The sequence below is a fragment of the Pseudomonas marincola genome (assembly GCF_900682675.2).
GTDB lineage: Bacteria > Pseudomonadota > Gammaproteobacteria > Pseudomonadales > Pseudomonadaceae > Aquipseudomonas > Aquipseudomonas marincola.
Genome location: NZ_LR215729.2, coordinates 1,233,009 through 1,246,467, shown reverse-complemented (window position 1 = coordinate 1,246,467; position 13,459 = coordinate 1,233,009). Strand labels below are relative to the sequence as shown.

General features: G+C 58.2%; 14 protein-coding genes. 9 read left to right on the top strand and 5 right to left on the bottom strand.

The annotated features are described in order from the left end of the window. The first annotated feature begins 105 nt into the window (after nt 1-105). Complete coding sequence (locus tag PMYSY11_RS05705) at nt 106-882, top strand: lysophospholipid acyltransferase family protein (protein WP_150548559.1); 777 nt, start codon at nt 106-108, stop codon at nt 880-882. Here the strand turns inward: PMYSY11_RS05705 and PMYSY11_RS05700 are convergent. After that, the gene (locus PMYSY11_RS05700) at nt 879-1,463 is read right to left on the bottom strand and encodes an acyl carrier protein phosphodiesterase (RefSeq protein ID WP_150548558.1); all 585 of its coding nucleotides are present in this window, start codon (nt 1,461-1,463) and stop codon (nt 879-881) included. The genes PMYSY11_RS05705 and PMYSY11_RS05700 overlap by 4 nt on opposite strands. Nucleotides 1,464-1,636: 173 nt before the next feature. Between PMYSY11_RS05700 and PMYSY11_RS05695 the strand changes: the two genes are divergently transcribed. Together PMYSY11_RS05695 and PMYSY11_RS05690 are read left to right on the top strand one after the other, a co-directional pair. Further along, nucleotides 1,637-1,948, top strand: coding sequence for an ArsR/SmtB family transcription factor (locus tag PMYSY11_RS05695; RefSeq protein ID WP_150548557.1), 312 nt, complete (start codon nt 1,637-1,639; stop codon nt 1,946-1,948). 140 nt (nt 1,949-2,088) lie between these two features. Continuing rightward, on the top strand, nt 2,089-3,138 hold the full coding sequence (locus PMYSY11_RS05690; protein ID WP_150548556.1) for an alkene reductase: 1,050 nt from the start codon (nt 2,089-2,091) through the stop codon (nt 3,136-3,138). A gap of 77 nt (nt 3,139-3,215) precedes the next feature. Here the strand turns inward: PMYSY11_RS05690 and PMYSY11_RS05685 are convergent, their stop codons facing one another. Continuing rightward, nucleotides 3,216-4,088: an ATPase gene (locus PMYSY11_RS05685; RefSeq protein WP_069897817.1), complete on the bottom strand. Its 873-nt coding sequence runs from the start codon at nt 4,086-4,088 to the stop codon at nt 3,216-3,218. Nucleotides 4,089-4,452: 364 nt separating this feature from the next. On the opposite strand from PMYSY11_RS05685, the gene PMYSY11_RS05680 reads away from it, so the two are divergent. Beyond that, nucleotides 4,453-4,743, top strand: a complete 291-nt coding sequence (locus PMYSY11_RS05680) for a hypothetical protein (RefSeq protein WP_069897818.1) — start codon at nt 4,453-4,455, stop codon at nt 4,741-4,743. Between the two features lies 1 nt (nt 4,744). Here PMYSY11_RS05680 and PMYSY11_RS05675 read toward each other — a convergent pair whose 3' ends face one another. Further along, complete coding sequence (locus tag PMYSY11_RS05675) at nt 4,745-5,737, bottom strand: NAD-dependent epimerase/dehydratase family protein (RefSeq protein WP_150548555.1); 993 nt, start codon at nt 5,735-5,737, stop codon at nt 4,745-4,747. Between the two features lie 289 nt (nt 5,738-6,026). On the opposite strand from PMYSY11_RS05675, the gene PMYSY11_RS05670 reads away from it, so the two are divergent. Further along, nucleotides 6,027-7,367, top strand: a complete 1,341-nt coding sequence (locus PMYSY11_RS05670) for a dihydrolipoyl dehydrogenase family protein (protein WP_239655541.1) — start codon at nt 6,027-6,029, stop codon at nt 7,365-7,367. A gap of 78 nt (nt 7,368-7,445) precedes the next feature. Here PMYSY11_RS05670 and PMYSY11_RS05665 read toward each other — a convergent pair whose 3' ends face one another. Further along, a complete protein-coding gene (locus tag PMYSY11_RS05665) occupies nt 7,446-8,336 on the bottom strand; it encodes a LysR family transcriptional regulator ArgP (RefSeq protein ID WP_150548553.1) in 891 nt (296 codons plus the stop codon). Between the two features lie 109 nt (nt 8,337-8,445). Here PMYSY11_RS05665 and PMYSY11_RS05660 point away from each other — a divergent pair, with 109 nt between their 5' ends. From PMYSY11_RS05660 to PMYSY11_RS05645, 4 genes are all read left to right on the top strand, one after another. Continuing rightward, nucleotides 8,446-8,844 carry an ACT domain-containing protein gene (locus PMYSY11_RS05660; RefSeq protein ID WP_150548552.1) on the top strand — a complete coding sequence of 133 codons (399 nt, stop codon included), beginning with the start codon at nt 8,446-8,448 and terminating at the stop codon, nt 8,842-8,844. Nucleotides 8,845-8,846: 2 nt separating this feature from the next. Continuing rightward, nucleotides 8,847-9,452 carry a LysE/ArgO family amino acid transporter gene (locus PMYSY11_RS05655; protein WP_069897823.1) on the top strand — a complete coding sequence of 202 codons (606 nt, stop codon included), beginning with the start codon at nt 8,847-8,849 and terminating at the stop codon, nt 9,450-9,452. Between the two features lie 186 nt (nt 9,453-9,638). Then, nucleotides 9,639-10,220, top strand: a complete 582-nt coding sequence (gene sodB / locus PMYSY11_RS05650; RefSeq protein WP_069897824.1) for a superoxide dismutase [Fe] — start codon at nt 9,639-9,641, stop codon at nt 10,218-10,220. Between the two features lie 326 nt (nt 10,221-10,546). Beyond that, the gene (locus PMYSY11_RS05645) at nt 10,547-12,601 is read left to right on the top strand and encodes a putative bifunctional diguanylate cyclase/phosphodiesterase (RefSeq protein WP_420830077.1); all 2,055 of its coding nucleotides are present in this window, start codon (nt 10,547-10,549) and stop codon (nt 12,599-12,601) included. Here the strand turns inward: PMYSY11_RS05645 and PMYSY11_RS05640 are convergent. After that, nucleotides 12,572-13,459 (bottom strand): GIDE domain-containing protein, encoded by an 888-nt coding sequence (locus tag PMYSY11_RS05640; RefSeq protein ID WP_150548550.1) that lies wholly within the window; start codon nt 13,457-13,459, stop codon nt 12,572-12,574. The genes PMYSY11_RS05645 and PMYSY11_RS05640 overlap by 30 nt on opposite strands.

The following is a 13,459-nucleotide window of genomic DNA, read 5'->3' as shown; positions in this document are numbered from 1 at the left end:
CTGAAACAGGCCGCGTGTGCAGTGCTTTTCAGGGGTTTGCTTGTGCGTCGACGCGCCACTGTGTAAAAAGTGCCGCCAGACTAGAGCCAACCCAACGGATACCTGATGATCAAACTGCGCCTGTATTTACGCTTGCTGCGCCTGCTCGCCGTGATCGGTCTGGGCACGTTTATGGCCGCCATTGTCAGCCTGATGGAGCGCTGCAGCCGTCGCGACTTGCTGAGCATGCGTCAACGCCTGACCCGCTGGTTCCTCAGTCGCCTCAGCGCCGCCTTGCCGTTTCGCGTCAGCGTTCGCGGCGAGTTGCCGAAAAAGCCCATGCTCTGGCTGAGTAACCATGTGTCATGGACCGATATTCCGCTGATCGGCATGATCGCCCCGCTGTCGTTTCTGTCCAAGGCAGAAGTACGCACCTGGCCGGTTGCCGGTTGGCTCGCACGCAAAGCCGGAACCTTGTTCATCCGCCGGGGTTCAGGTGACAGCGCCCTGCTCAACCAGCAGCTCGGCCGGCACTTGGGCAGCGGTCATGATTTGCTGATTTTTCCGGAAGGCACCACCACCGACGGCAGCGCCGTGCGCACCTTTCATGGCCGCCTGTTGAGCAGCGCGATTGAAAGCGCCGTGGATATCCAACCGGTGGCCATCCGCTACACGCGCCAAGGCAAGCCCGACACGATTGCGCCGTTTATTGGTGATGACGACATGCTCTCGCACCTGTTGCGCCTGTTCAGCAGCGATATCAGCGAAGTCGAAATCCAGTTGCTGACGCCCATTGCCAGCGCCAGCGGCAACCGCAATGAACTGGCGCGCAGAACCCAGACGGCGGTCAGTGACGCGTTATTTGGTCAGGCGCAACCTTGCGAGCCACGCGCCGCCGCTTAATCCTCACAGCGCCGCTGCTCGGCGACAAACGTCTGCAGCTGTGGATAAAACGCCTGAAAATCCTCCTGCAGCGGTTGATACAACCGCTGCAGCTCCAGCATCGCGTCAGCTAATTCCTCTGGGCGCGACAAACGCCGTTGCAGCCCGTAGATCACCTGCTCCAACACCGCAAAGTCGGCATAGCTGCCCAGCCAATCCTGCGCCGACATACGCGGTGCAATGCGCGCCAGATTGAGCGGCAACTCAGGTTCATTGGCCAGCACCGAGTAAACCCGGCTCGTGAACCGGTCGAGTGGCTCACTGGCGTAATCAGCCCAACGTTGCGCCAGGCAATGATCGAAGAACACATCCAGCACGATCCCGGCATAGCGCCTGCGGGTCAGTGAAAAACGCGCACAGGCCTGAAGTTGCAGTGGGTGGCTGTCGGTGAACACATCAATGCGCCGATGCAAACGAATGGCGGCTTCTATATCTGGCGCGAACTTGCCGGTGAGCGGGCCTTTGACGAAGTCGCCATACAGGCTCCCCAACAACTGCGCGGGCGCGTTGCCACCTAGATGCAAATGGGCAAGGTAATTCATGGGCCAATTCATACCGTGTAGCGGGCAATGGTGCCCGACAGAAGTTGAGTGCAGCAGGGCTGCGATGTTCCATCAGCGCAATCAATGATCACTATCGCTGGAATCGAAGGGTATATCGGGCCGACCCGATATAAAGTTCGTCCCATAGCGATACGCAACCGGCGGAACCTGACATGCAAACAGCACACATCGACCACCAAGAGATTATCAAAGCCCTCGCGCATCCGGTACGTCGAGACATTCTCAACTGGCTGAAAAACCCGGAAGAGTATTTTGCAGACCAGGACCACCCGCTCGAAATCGGCGTTTGTGCCGGCAAGATTGACCGGCTCACGGGTCTGTCGCAATCCAGTGTCTCGGCACATTTGCGCACCCTGCAAAACGCCGGACTGATTACCAGCAAGAAGATTGGCCAATGGCACTTCTTCAAGCGTGACGAGGCGGCCATTCAGGCATTTCTCGAAGAATTGAACAACACCCTTTAACTCGCTGTAACTGCCTTAAGCGTTGTTGGCGTAGCCGCCAGCTTAATAGAACCAACGCGCGACGCTCTGACGCACCGCGCAAGACTGAACCCGCAAGCATTTTTTGCACTCAACGAATAACCCTGATGGAGCGCTACCCAATGCCTACTCTGTTCGATCCAATCAAAATCGGCGACCTTGAACTCAACAACCGCATCATCATGGCGCCGCTGACCCGTGCCCGTGCTGATGAAGGCCGCGTGCCCAATGCGCTGATGGCTGAATACTATGTGCAACGTGCGTCCGCCGGCCTGATTATCACCGAAGCGACAGCCGTCACTCCGATGGGCGTCGGCTATGCCAACACTCCCGGCATCTGGTCAGCGGATCAGGTACGTGGCTGGAGCAATATCACCAAGGCTGTGCACGCCAATGGCGGCAAGATTGTCTTGCAACTGTGGCACGTTGGGCGCATCTCCGACCCGAGCTTCCTCGACGGTCAGCCCCCAGTTGCACCGAGCGCAATCGCGGCCAAGGGCCACGTAAGCCTGCTGCGTCCAATGCGTGACTACCCAACTCCGCGCGCACTGGAAACCGAAGAAATCGAAGACATTATCGAGGCTTATCGTCAGGGCGCAGAAAACGCCAAAGCGGCCGGTTTTGATGGCGTCGAAATCCACGCCGCCAACGGTTACCTGATCGACCAGTTCCTGCAGGACAGCACCAACAAGCGCACCGATCGCTACGGTGGTTCGATCGAGAACCGTGCACGCCTGCTGCTGGAAGTCACCGATGCCGCCATTGGCGTCTGGGGTGCTGGCCGGGTAGGTGTGCATCTGGCGCCACGTGGCGACTCGCATGACATGGGCGACTCGCAGGCCAGTGAAACCTTTGGCTATGTTGCCGCCGAGTTGGGCAAGCGCAACATCGCGTTCATCTTCACCCGTGAAAAGGCCGGTGAAGACAGCCTGACCCCGGCCCTGAAAAAGCAATTTGGTGGCATGTTCATCGCCAATGAGCGTTTCAGCAAAGAGCAAGCCAACGAGTGGCTGGCTGCCGGCAATGCAGATGCAATCGGCTTCGGTATACCGTTCATTGCCAACCCGGATCTGCCCGCTCGCTTGCAGGCTGATGCGCCGCTCAACGAGCCGCATCCGGAAACCTTCTACGGTTCTGGCCCTGTCGGCTACATCGACTACCCACGGATGTAACCAGCAGCCCGTTACTCAGGTAGCTGGCAGCAATAAAAAACCGGGCCTGGCCCGGTTTTTTATTGGCGATGATAAATTTAACGCTTGGCGTCGATTTGATCCTGCAGGTTGCGAATCTGCGCCTGCAAGGTCGTAATGCTGCGGGTCATCTGGGCGCGGAAGGCATCAAATTCAGCCGTGTTGTTTTTCGGCGCCGGTGCGGCCTTTGGTGCAGGCTGATTGTCGAACTCACTGCGCAGCACCAGCAGATCCTGGCTCAACCGTTCAATATCAGCGCCCGGATTGCCGATTTTCTTCAATTCAGTCACATCGCCATTCAAGCTCTTGAGCTGGCTCTGCAATTTGCTCACGTCACCTTGAGCTGCGACCAGATCCGCTTGTTGTTTCTTGAGGTCAGCCTGTTCGCTGGTCAATGCCTGCAATGCATCGGCAAGTTTAGTGCTGCCGCCCTGCTGCGATTTCACATCAGCCTGAACTGCCTCGAACACTTTGTTCTGTTCGGCTAGCTGGGCGACAGCCTTCTGCTGCTGGCCTTCCAGTTCGCCTAGCTTGCGTTGCAGTTGTTTGACCTCAAGCTTCAGCGCTTCGCTGCCGGAGGTCACGCTGGACTCGGCCGCGACAACCTTGCCGGAAATATCCTGAATACGCCCTGCTGCCTCTTCGCTGATTCGCGCAAAGCTTTCCTGCGTGGCGACCAGTTGCTGTTCCATCAGGTTGATCTGCTGAAAACTCCACCAGCCAAGCCCGGCGAAGGCGATGGTCAGCGCACCGACCAACGCCCAGAGCGGGCCGGTAGACGCCGGTTTCTGCTCGCTGCGCACAGGGCCGCGCACATGCACCGGGCGTTGTGCGGCAGGTGCTGCTACAGGCTCGGAAAAATCATCCTCCTCGCGCGCTCTGGCAGAGAGGCTGGGAACATGATCAATTTCGTCGTGTGCATCGTTACGCATGTTTAAACCTTTGGAAGGACACAGATAAGCTTGGAGCCACTGAAACAGCAGCGAACGCAGGACGCTCAGCGATTGCGCAATCGGCGCACAGTATAACGCCTCAGCGGCGCTGCATCAGTGTTGCGCAAAGTCTTTGCGCCATGCACTGAACAAGCGCACAGACCCGCCCAATCGACAGGTACAAAGCCCCACAGTTCCGCGGTTAGTGAAGTGGTACACGCTTTGCAGTCCCCTTTGGCGGGGCACAAGACCCGGTAATTGTTCGACATGCTAAACCTTCGACCTGTAAGACTCATACAGGCCTGTAAGGTCGCGAACGCCCCAAATGGGCAGGCGCGACTCATAATCAATAACAGGAAGGCCAATGGAACTGAACAAAGCGGTAATCGATTGTATGCAAAGCCTGCGCCGCCGGTTGCGCGCAGAACTCGCGGTTGATATTCGCCTTAGCCAACCGGATGCCGTGAGCGCAATGCTCAGCGCCTGCATGGCCTCGAACGACCCGCAAACCCGCGAACTCGGCGAGCATCTGGCCAATATCAGTGACACACCCATGAAGCCGACTGCACCGCCGATCAAACTTGCGGCCGAATCGGCGGATGCCGGCAGTGCAGGCTCATACAAGGTGTATCGCGGCCAGCGCGTTTACAGCTAACTCAGTTGGGCTGTACGGCTTTCCACCACTGGCAGAACTCGTCGAGTGCGGTCCATACGCTGACTTGCGGATCGTAGTCGAGGTATTGCTGCGCGCGGCCGATATCCAGCGAGAAGTCTTTGGCCATCACCGCCATGCCCAGGCGAAAGATGGTCGGCTCCGGACGCCCCGGCAACAACTTGCAAACGCCCTCGTTCAGCGCCGCCGCACTATAAGCCAGACCAAATGGCAGATGTTTGGTGACCGGGGGCATGTCGAGTTTGCGCATCACGTAATTGACCACATCCCAGAGCGGCACCGGCTGGCCGTTGCTGATGTTGTAGACCTTGCCCAGCGCCGGACCTGTCGCCATCAGGCAACTGAACAAGGCGTCGTTGAGGTTCTGCATGCTGGTGAAATCGACCTTGTTCAGGCCATTGCCGATGATCGAAAGCCGGCCTTTGCGATGCATGTTGATCAAGCGCGGAAAAATACTGGTATCGCCGGCACCGGTAACAAAACGCGGGCGCAGCGCCAGCACTTCAAGGCCAAATTCCTGGGCACCGAAAACCTGCTGCTCGGCTAAATACTTGGTCTTGCCGTAATGGTCGCTGAAACGCTTGGGAATCTGTTCTTCCTTGATGCCGACATGCGCCTGACCGTCGAAGTAGACCGAAGGTGACGACAAATGCACCAGACGCCGAACGTGGCGTTTCAGGCACGCCTCGATAATGTTTTCGGTCACGACCACGTTGGCCTGATGGAAGTGCTCGTACTTGCCCCAAACACCCACAGCGCCCGCGCAATGCACCACCGTATCGATGTCTTCACAGAGGCGTAACGCCAGCTCGGGATCGGACAAATCACCCTGAATAAATTCGGCGCCCCGTTTGACCAAATGCTCAACGCCTTCAGGACGACGGCCATTGACCCGCACTTCAAGCCCCTGCTCGAGGGCAAATCGCGCAAAGCGCCCACCAATAAAGCCGCTCGAACCGGTGACCAGAATTTTCATGGGTGATGTCCTGTTGTTTTGTTTGCCGCACTCTAGCAGTGCCGCCTGCCGGGTTACGTGGCCTGTCACGCCAGAATTACGACCTGACAGCGCACGCCGGCCACTCTGCACGCTCTGCATGGCGTTTGGCAACGCTGCATTTTCATGTGTAACCAGCACAAAGTCTTACTACCGTCAGTCTCAGTCCGATAGCCGCGCCGCAAGGCCGACGCTTATAATTTCCGGGCATTTTTTAAGGTTATTGCGATAACCACCCGCAACACGCATTCAATCGGATAGGGATATGACGATGAAATTTGACGCCATCATTATTGGCGGAGGCAATGCAGGATTCGGTGCCTCTTCAATTCTTGCCGCCGCCGGCCAGAAACTGGCCTTTATCGAGCAGGCCGAATTCGGTGGGACCTGCCCGAATCGTGGCTGCACACCTAAAAAGGTGCTGGTGGCTGCGGCCAAATCACTCGACGAGATCAACAAGGCCAGCGGCCACGGCATCAGCGTTTCAGCGCCAACCATCGACTGGACCCAGCTGATTGGCCGCAAAGACCAGATGATCGACTTCATCCCCGGTGCCATGCTCGGCGTGGCCGAGAAGCGCGGCACGGTATTCACCGGCAGCGCCAAGTTTGTCGGGCCCAACGAAGTTGAAGTCAACGGTCAGGTCTTGCAGGCCCGCAACATCATCATCGCCACCGGCTCGAAAACCCGCCCGCTGCCAATCTCCGGCGCGGAATTGATGATGACCTCCGACGATGTACTGGCCAATACCGAGTTGCCCAAGGAAATGATCTTTGTCGGTGGCGGCGTCATCGCTCTGGAATTCAGCCACGTCTATGCGCGGGCCGGGGTCAAAGTAACGATTCTCGAGGCGATGCCGCAATTACTGCCGCGCCAGGATACTGATGCCGTCGCCGCCTTGCAGAAGGCCACCGAAGCGCTGGGCGTGAGCATCATGACCGACGTCAAAGTGATGAAGATTACACGCGACGGTGAGCTGCTGAGCGTGCATATCGAGCATCAGGGCAAGTCGCTGATCCTCACGGCCGATGCGGTGGTCAATGGCGCCGGGCGCGTCGCCAACATTGACGATCTGGACCTGAACGCCGGCAATGTCGAGCACAAGGGTTATTCGATTCAGGTCGACGAATTCTTCCGCTCAACCAGCAACCCAGCCGTTTGGGTCGCCGGTGACGCCGTCGCCAGCACCGCTCAGTTGTCGCCAATCGCCACCATCGAAGGCCAGGTGGTTGCGCGCAACATTCTTGAAACCCCGCAACACCAGACCGACTATCGCGTGTTGCCCACAGCGGTTTACACCATTCCGGCGCTGAGCAGTGTCGGCCTGACCGAGCAGCAGGCCATTGATGCCAAGCTGAATGTCGAGGTTATCAACAGCGACATGAGCGGCTGGTTCTCCAGCAAGAACGTGCTCGCCGAACATGCGTGGGCGAAGATGATTGTCGATAAAGACACAGACATGATTGTAGGGGCGCACATGCTCGGGCATCAGGGCGAGGAGTTGATCAACCTGATTGCCATGGCCATGCGTTTCAACATCACTCGCAGCGAGTTGAAGGGCCAGTTGTTCGCGTATCCTACGTTCAGCTCCGACCTGAAAAACCTGATGTAAACCCTGGTTGCAGGCCAAAGGCTCCTGATAATCAGGGGCCTTTTTTGTGCGGGAAATGTACGTGTGCGCACCGTGGTCTCAAGCACTCACCAGCATAATCCCAGCCACTTGCTGCAAGCGCCGGGTGAGTCGATCAAGCAACTCGCCACCGTTGCGCCAGTGATGCCAGTAGATCGGCACATCAATCGGCTGATCGGCCACCAACTCAATCAACTCGCCACGCGCCAACTCGGCCTGCACCTGCAGTTCTGGCATCAGGCCCCAGCCCAGCCCTGCGCAGGTCATGCGCACAAAACCTTCGGAGGATGGACACAGGTGATAAACAAAGCCGCCGTTCACGCCCAACGCGGCCATGTAACGATGCTGTAGAAAGTCATCCGGGCCGAAAACAATGGCCGGCACCTGCGCCAGTTTTTCAGCCGTCACCCCTGAACTGAAGTGACGCGCGATAAACTCAGGGCTGGCGAATGCGCGATAACGCATGGCCCCAAGCAGCACGCTTCTGGCACCCGCAACCGGCCGCTCGCTGGCGCAAATGCACGCCGCCACATCGCCGCCGCGCATGCGCTTGAGCCCGACGTCCTGATCCTCGACGACCAGATCGAACACCACGCGGTTATCCGCGCAGAACTGCGCCACAGCTTGCGCCCACCAAGTGGCGAGACTGTCGGCGTTGAGCGCCACGCGCAAACGCTCCGGCAAACCTGCCTCGTTGAGCGCCGGCACCTGTGCCTGCAAATCGCGCTCAAGCAATCGCACCTGTTGCACATGGTTGAGCAGACGCCGGCCGACTTCGGTGGCTTGCGGGGGCGTTTCGCGCAACAACACCGGCTGACCCACTCGCGCCTCGAGCAACTTGATCCGCTGGGATACAGCCGACTGCGACAACCCGAGCATTTGCGCGGCGCGCTCGAAACCGCCCTGCTCGACTACAGCGGCCAGCGCCGCGAGTAACTTGTAATCAAACACATCATTTTTCCTTATATAGGATCAGCATAATTAATTTCTCTTATACATCGAGGCACGGCACATTAGCCAGCAAACCAAGCCCCTGAAACTGACTAATGGAGTTAGCGCAATGCCCGCAATCACCGACTTGAGCGAACTGTTAAAGCACATGAAGCCACTGCTCAATACCGGTGAATATGTGTTTTGCAGCATTGCCAGCCGCGCGCAACTGGGTGCTGTCGAGCCGCTGGGCAGCTTTCGTGAAAGCGAAGGCCTTACCGTGATTGTTGAACGTGAACAGGCGCAAGAACTGGGCTTGAACTTCGACTATGTGGCCGCCTGGCTGACCCTTGAAGTGCATTCGGCGTTGGCCGCTGTTGGGCTCACCGCCGCCGTGGCCAAAGCGCTGGCGGATGCGGGAATCAGCTGCAACGTGATTGCCGGTTTTTATCATGACCACCTGTTTGTCGATCACGCGCAGGGTGCGCGGGCACAGCAGGTGTTGCAGCAACTCAGCGAGGGGCAGTAATCATGTGGCAGAGCTATAGCAACGGCATATTGGTTGCCATCGGCCTGATCATGGCGATCGGGGCGCAAAACGCATTTGTCCTGGCCCAGAGCCTGCGCCGCGAGCATCATTTGCCCGTGGCGATGCTGTGCATTGCCTGTGATGCCATTCTGGTGACTGCCGGCGTATTCGGGCTCGCCACGTTACTCAGCCAAAGCCCGACGTTAATGGCCATCGCGCGCTGGGGCGGCGCGGCATTTTTAATCTGGTACGCAAGCCAGGCACTGCTGCGCGCATGGCGCCCGCAAGCGCTGGATGAAAATGGCCAAGGCACTCCGCGGCCATTGAAGGCCGTCCTTCTGGCGGCGCTGGCAGTGACCTTGCTCAACCCGCATGTGTACATAGACACGGTATTGCTGATCGGCTCGCTGGGTGCCCAGCAACCAATGCCGGGGGCCTATGCGCTGGGCGCCGCCAGCGCCTCGATGATGTGGTTCATGAGCCTGGCGTTTGGCGCGGCCTGGCTTGCACCGTGGCTTGCGCGCCCGACTACATGGCGCCTGATCGATCTGGCTGTGGCCGCCATGATGCTCACCGTCGCTCTGCAACTGCTGCTCAATCCGGTATAAGGCGAAAACGCACGCTATTGGCGGGCATGCAACTGTTATCCCACACAGTTGTCGCGTGGTTATGCGCCCTGTCCGATGCTATGATCGAAGATTCGCGGCACAGGGACGCCAAAACGCCCGCCGCTTTGTTTGGCCGCCCGTGATCGGCCTTGCGAACATCGCCCCAGACCTGACTAGGAGATAATCATGGCTTTCGAATTACCGGCCCTGCCGTACGAAAAAAACGCTCTTGAGCCGCACATTTCTGCGGAAACTCTGGATTTTCACCACGGTAAGCACCACAACACTTATGTGGTCAACCTGAACAACATGGTTCCAGGTACCGAGTTTGAAGGTAAGTCGCTCGAAGAAATCATCAAGACTTCTTCTGGTGGTGTTTTCAACAACGCCGCACAAATCTGGAACCACACCTTCTACTGGAACTGCCTGAGCCCTAACGGCGGCGGCGCTCCAACTGGCGCACTGGCTGACGCGATCAACGCGGCTTTCGGCTCGTTCGACAAGTTCAAGGAAGAGTTCAGCAAGACTTCCATCGGCACCTTCGGCTCTGGCTGGGGTTGGTTGGTGAAGAAGGCTGACGGCTCCCTCGCACTGGCCAGCACCATCGGCGCAGGCTGCCCGCTGACCAGCGGCGACACCCCGCTGCTGACTTGCGACGTGTGGGAACACGCCTACTACATCGACTACCGCAACGCGCGTCCTAAGTATGTTGAAGCGTTCTGGAACCTGGTTAACTGGGACTTCGTAGCGAAAAACTTCGCCGCCTAAGTTTCAGCCCAGAGAAGCCCGGCTCAGGCCGGGCTTTTTTATGCCCGGAGAAAATTGCCGACGTCATGGCTGCCCTACAGTTGTTTGAAATTTATATTCAAGTCTCAGGCACTATGAACCGATACGCAGACGGGGATTATTCAATTTTTGCACCCTGCACCATCGGGTAAACGTCTGGCGTTTTAAGCCGAACATTTATAGCCAGGACCTTTGACGACACCGGGCAGTTTGCCAATACTGCAAAGAGCCGAATCGCAACGCTCTGAAACAAGGATTGCTATTTGAAGCAGGATCGCAAAAACAGCTTGTCACTCAAACTGCTCGGAATGGTTTTGTTCTCTGCGCTTATCGTGGGTGTCGTTCTGAGTTGTGCGCAAATTGTCTTTGACGCCTATAAAACGCGTCAGATGGTGACCAATGACGCCCATCGAATTCTCGACATGTTTCGCGACCCTTCCACGCAAGCGGTGTATAGCCTCGACCGCGAAATGGGCATGCAGGTAGTCGAGGGGCTGTTCAAACATGAATCCGTGCATTACGCGGCGATCGGCCACCCGAATGAGCCGATGCTGGCCGAAAAAACCAGGCCGTTGCTCGACCTGCCAACGCGCTGGTTAACCGACCCGATTCTCGGCAAAGAGCAAACCTACAACACTCAGTTGGTGGGTCGCAGCCCGTATAACGAATACTACGGCGACCTGCGCATCACGCTGGACACGGCGGTGTATGGCGCCAACTTCATCACCAACTCCGGCGTGATCTTTATCTCCGGGGTGCTGCGCGCGCTAGCGATGGCGTTGGTGCTGTATCTGGTTTACCACTGGCTGCTCACCAAGCCGCTGGCAAAAATCATCGAGAACCTGAGCAATATCAATCCGGACCGTCCGAGCGAGCACAAGCTGCCGATGCTCAAAGGCCACGAGCGCAATGAACTCGGCCTGTGGATTAATACCGCCAACCAACTGCTCGCCTCGATTGAGCGCAACAGCCGGCTACGCGACGAAGCCGAGAGCAGCCTGCAACGCATGGCGCAGTATGACTTTCTCACCGGCTTGGCTAACCGCCAACAATTGCAAAACCAGCTTGATCAGATACTTCAATCTGCAGGCCCGGCGCAGCGTCGGGTCGCTGTGCTGTGCGTGGGTCTGGATGACTTCAAGGGTATCAACGAGCAGTTCAGTTATCAGGCCGGCGACGCTCTGCTGATGGCTCTGGCTGATCGCTTGCGCACCCACAGCAGCCGCCTTGGCACGCTGGCGCGCTTGGGCGGCGATCAGTTTGCACTGGTGCAGGCCGGCATCGGGCAACCTTATGAGGCGGCCGATCTGGCACAAAGTATTCTCGACAGCCTGGAGTCGCCGTTTCAGGTCGATGGCCAGGACGTGCTGCTGCGCGCCACCATCGGCATCACCCTGTTCCCGGAAGATGGCGATAACACCGAGCAGTTGCTGCAAAAAGCCGAGCAGACCATGACGCTGGCCAAGTCGCGTTCGCGTAACCGCTTCCAGTTCTACATTGCCAGTGTCGACAGCGAGATTCGTCGCCGTCGCGGGCTCGAAAAGGATTTGCGCGAAGCCCTCTCGCTCAATCAGTTCTATCTGGTGTTCCAACCGCAGATTGAATACAAGCACAACCAGATCGTCGGGGTTGAGGCGCTGCTGCGCTGGTCTCACCCGGAGCACGGGCTGATTCCACCGGATCAATTCATTCCGTTGGCCGAAAGTAACGGCCAGATCACCGCCATTGGTGAGTGGGTGCTCGACCAGAGCTGCCGCCAACTGCGCGCGTGGCACGACATGGGTTTCAATAACCTGCGCATGGCCGTCAATCTGTCGACCGTGCAGTTGCACCATGCCGAACTGCCTCGCGTCATCAGCAACCTGATGCAGGTTTACCGCCTGCCGCCGCGCAGCCTTGAACTGGAAGTCACCGAAACCGGCCTGATGGAAGACATCAGCACGGCAGCCATGCACTTGCACAGCCTGCGCCGCTCCGGCGCGCTGATTGCGATTGATGACTTTGGCACCGGCTATTCCTCGCTCAGTTACCTGAAGAGCTTGCCGCTGGACAAGATCAAGATCGACAAGAGCTTTGTTCAGGACTTACTGGATGACGAGGACGACGCGACCATTGTGCGCGCCATCATTCAGCTCGGTAAGAGCCTTGGCATGCAGGTGATTGCCGAAGGGGTCGAGACGGTTGAGCAGGAGCGCTACATCATTGCCGAAGGTTGCAATGAAGGTCAGGGTTACTTCTACAGCCGCCCCTTGCCGGCGCGTGAGCTAACCCCACTGCTGCGTCAGGCGCAGCGCAACAGCCCTGGCGCCAAGCGGGTCAGCCAAGCTGATGCTCTAGTTGCCCAGGATCCAGGCAAAGCCTAACGCACCGGCAATACACACCGCCGCGCCCGCCGCTGCCTGCCAGTACAACTGGCGGGCCAGCTCATCTTCACCGGCACACGACAATATGAAGGGCTGCGACTCAAGTGGCTTGGCCATGTGATGCTGGTCAGGCTTGAGGCTGTCGGCGCGGTGCAAGTCTTCGGCTTCGAGTTGCGCGGCAAGGCGCACCCGATTCCATTCCTGCTCGTCCAGTTGGCCATTGCCGTCGGAGTCAAAACGCTGGAGCAAGCCGCCGAAGTCACTCTTCCAGTGACGAATCACCTCGGCCTGACGGCGCTGCAAATCCAGCCCCTGACGCCCACCGCCACTGCTGCGAAAATCACCAATGGCGTATAACGGCTGGCCAACGTGCAGGCGCTCTTCAATGTAGCGATAGCGCTTGCCCATGCTCAGGAACGCCGTGAGTCCGGACTTTTGCGGCCCACGCGGATGACGCAAACTGCCCTTCCAGATTTCCCGGGTAACAGGCCTCACTTCAGCGCCCTGCGGATTGATCAGGCACTCACCGGTGCCATCACTGAGCTGCAGCCAACTGTCGCTGACGCCACTTTCAACCGGCCGCCAACTCTTTTTGTTGTCATCGCCAACATACTCTTCGATCCTGAAGCGCCACCACTGGCAAGGCTTGCCGGTTAATGGCGCGATAACTTCAGCGCCTGCACAGGCCTGTAAAACACCGTAGAACTCGACATAGCCTTGTGCGGCCGAGCGAATTTTCGAGGTGGGCGTGTCGAGCAAATGCCGCGCCTGCGCGTAACGCCGCATAAACCACCAGCCGCCCGCCACTGCCGCCCCGACACTCAGGCCCATGCCGATCCAGGCACCTTCAATTGCCAT

Excerpts from the sequence above, each read along its gene's own strand:
- PMYSY11_RS05705 (WP_150548559.1), top strand. The coding sequence starts at position 106 with ATGATCAAACTGCGCCTGTATTTACGCTTGCTGCGCCTGCTCGCCGTG.
- PMYSY11_RS05700 (WP_150548558.1), bottom strand. The coding sequence starts at position 1,463 with ATGAATTACCTTGCCCATTTGCATCTAGGTGGCAACGCGCCCGCGCAG.
- PMYSY11_RS05695 (WP_150548557.1), top strand. The coding sequence starts at position 1,637 with ATGCAAACAGCACACATCGACCACCAAGAGATTATCAAAGCCCTCGCG.
- PMYSY11_RS05690 (WP_150548556.1), top strand. The coding sequence starts at position 2,089 with ATGCCTACTCTGTTCGATCCAATCAAAATCGGCGACCTTGAACTCAAC.
- PMYSY11_RS05685 (WP_069897817.1), bottom strand. The coding sequence starts at position 4,088 with ATGCGTAACGATGCACACGACGAAATTGATCATGTTCCCAGCCTCTCT.
- PMYSY11_RS05680 (WP_069897818.1), top strand. The coding sequence starts at position 4,453 with ATGGAACTGAACAAAGCGGTAATCGATTGTATGCAAAGCCTGCGCCGC.
- PMYSY11_RS05675 (WP_150548555.1), bottom strand. The coding sequence starts at position 5,737 with ATGAAAATTCTGGTCACCGGTTCGAGCGGCTTTATTGGTGGGCGCTTT.
- PMYSY11_RS05670 (WP_239655541.1), top strand. The coding sequence starts at position 6,027 with ATGAAATTTGACGCCATCATTATTGGCGGAGGCAATGCAGGATTCGGT.
- PMYSY11_RS05660 (WP_150548552.1), top strand. The coding sequence starts at position 8,446 with ATGCCCGCAATCACCGACTTGAGCGAACTGTTAAAGCACATGAAGCCA.
- PMYSY11_RS05655 (WP_069897823.1), top strand. The coding sequence starts at position 8,847 with ATGTGGCAGAGCTATAGCAACGGCATATTGGTTGCCATCGGCCTGATC.
- sodB (WP_069897824.1), top strand. The coding sequence starts at position 9,639 with ATGGCTTTCGAATTACCGGCCCTGCCGTACGAAAAAAACGCTCTTGAG.
- PMYSY11_RS05645 (WP_420830077.1), top strand. The coding sequence starts at position 10,547 with ATGGTTTTGTTCTCTGCGCTTATCGTGGGTGTCGTTCTGAGTTGTGCG.
- PMYSY11_RS05640 (WP_150548550.1), bottom strand. The coding sequence starts at position 13,459 with ATGGCAATTGAAGGTGCCTGGATCGGCATGGGCCTGAGTGTCGGGGCG.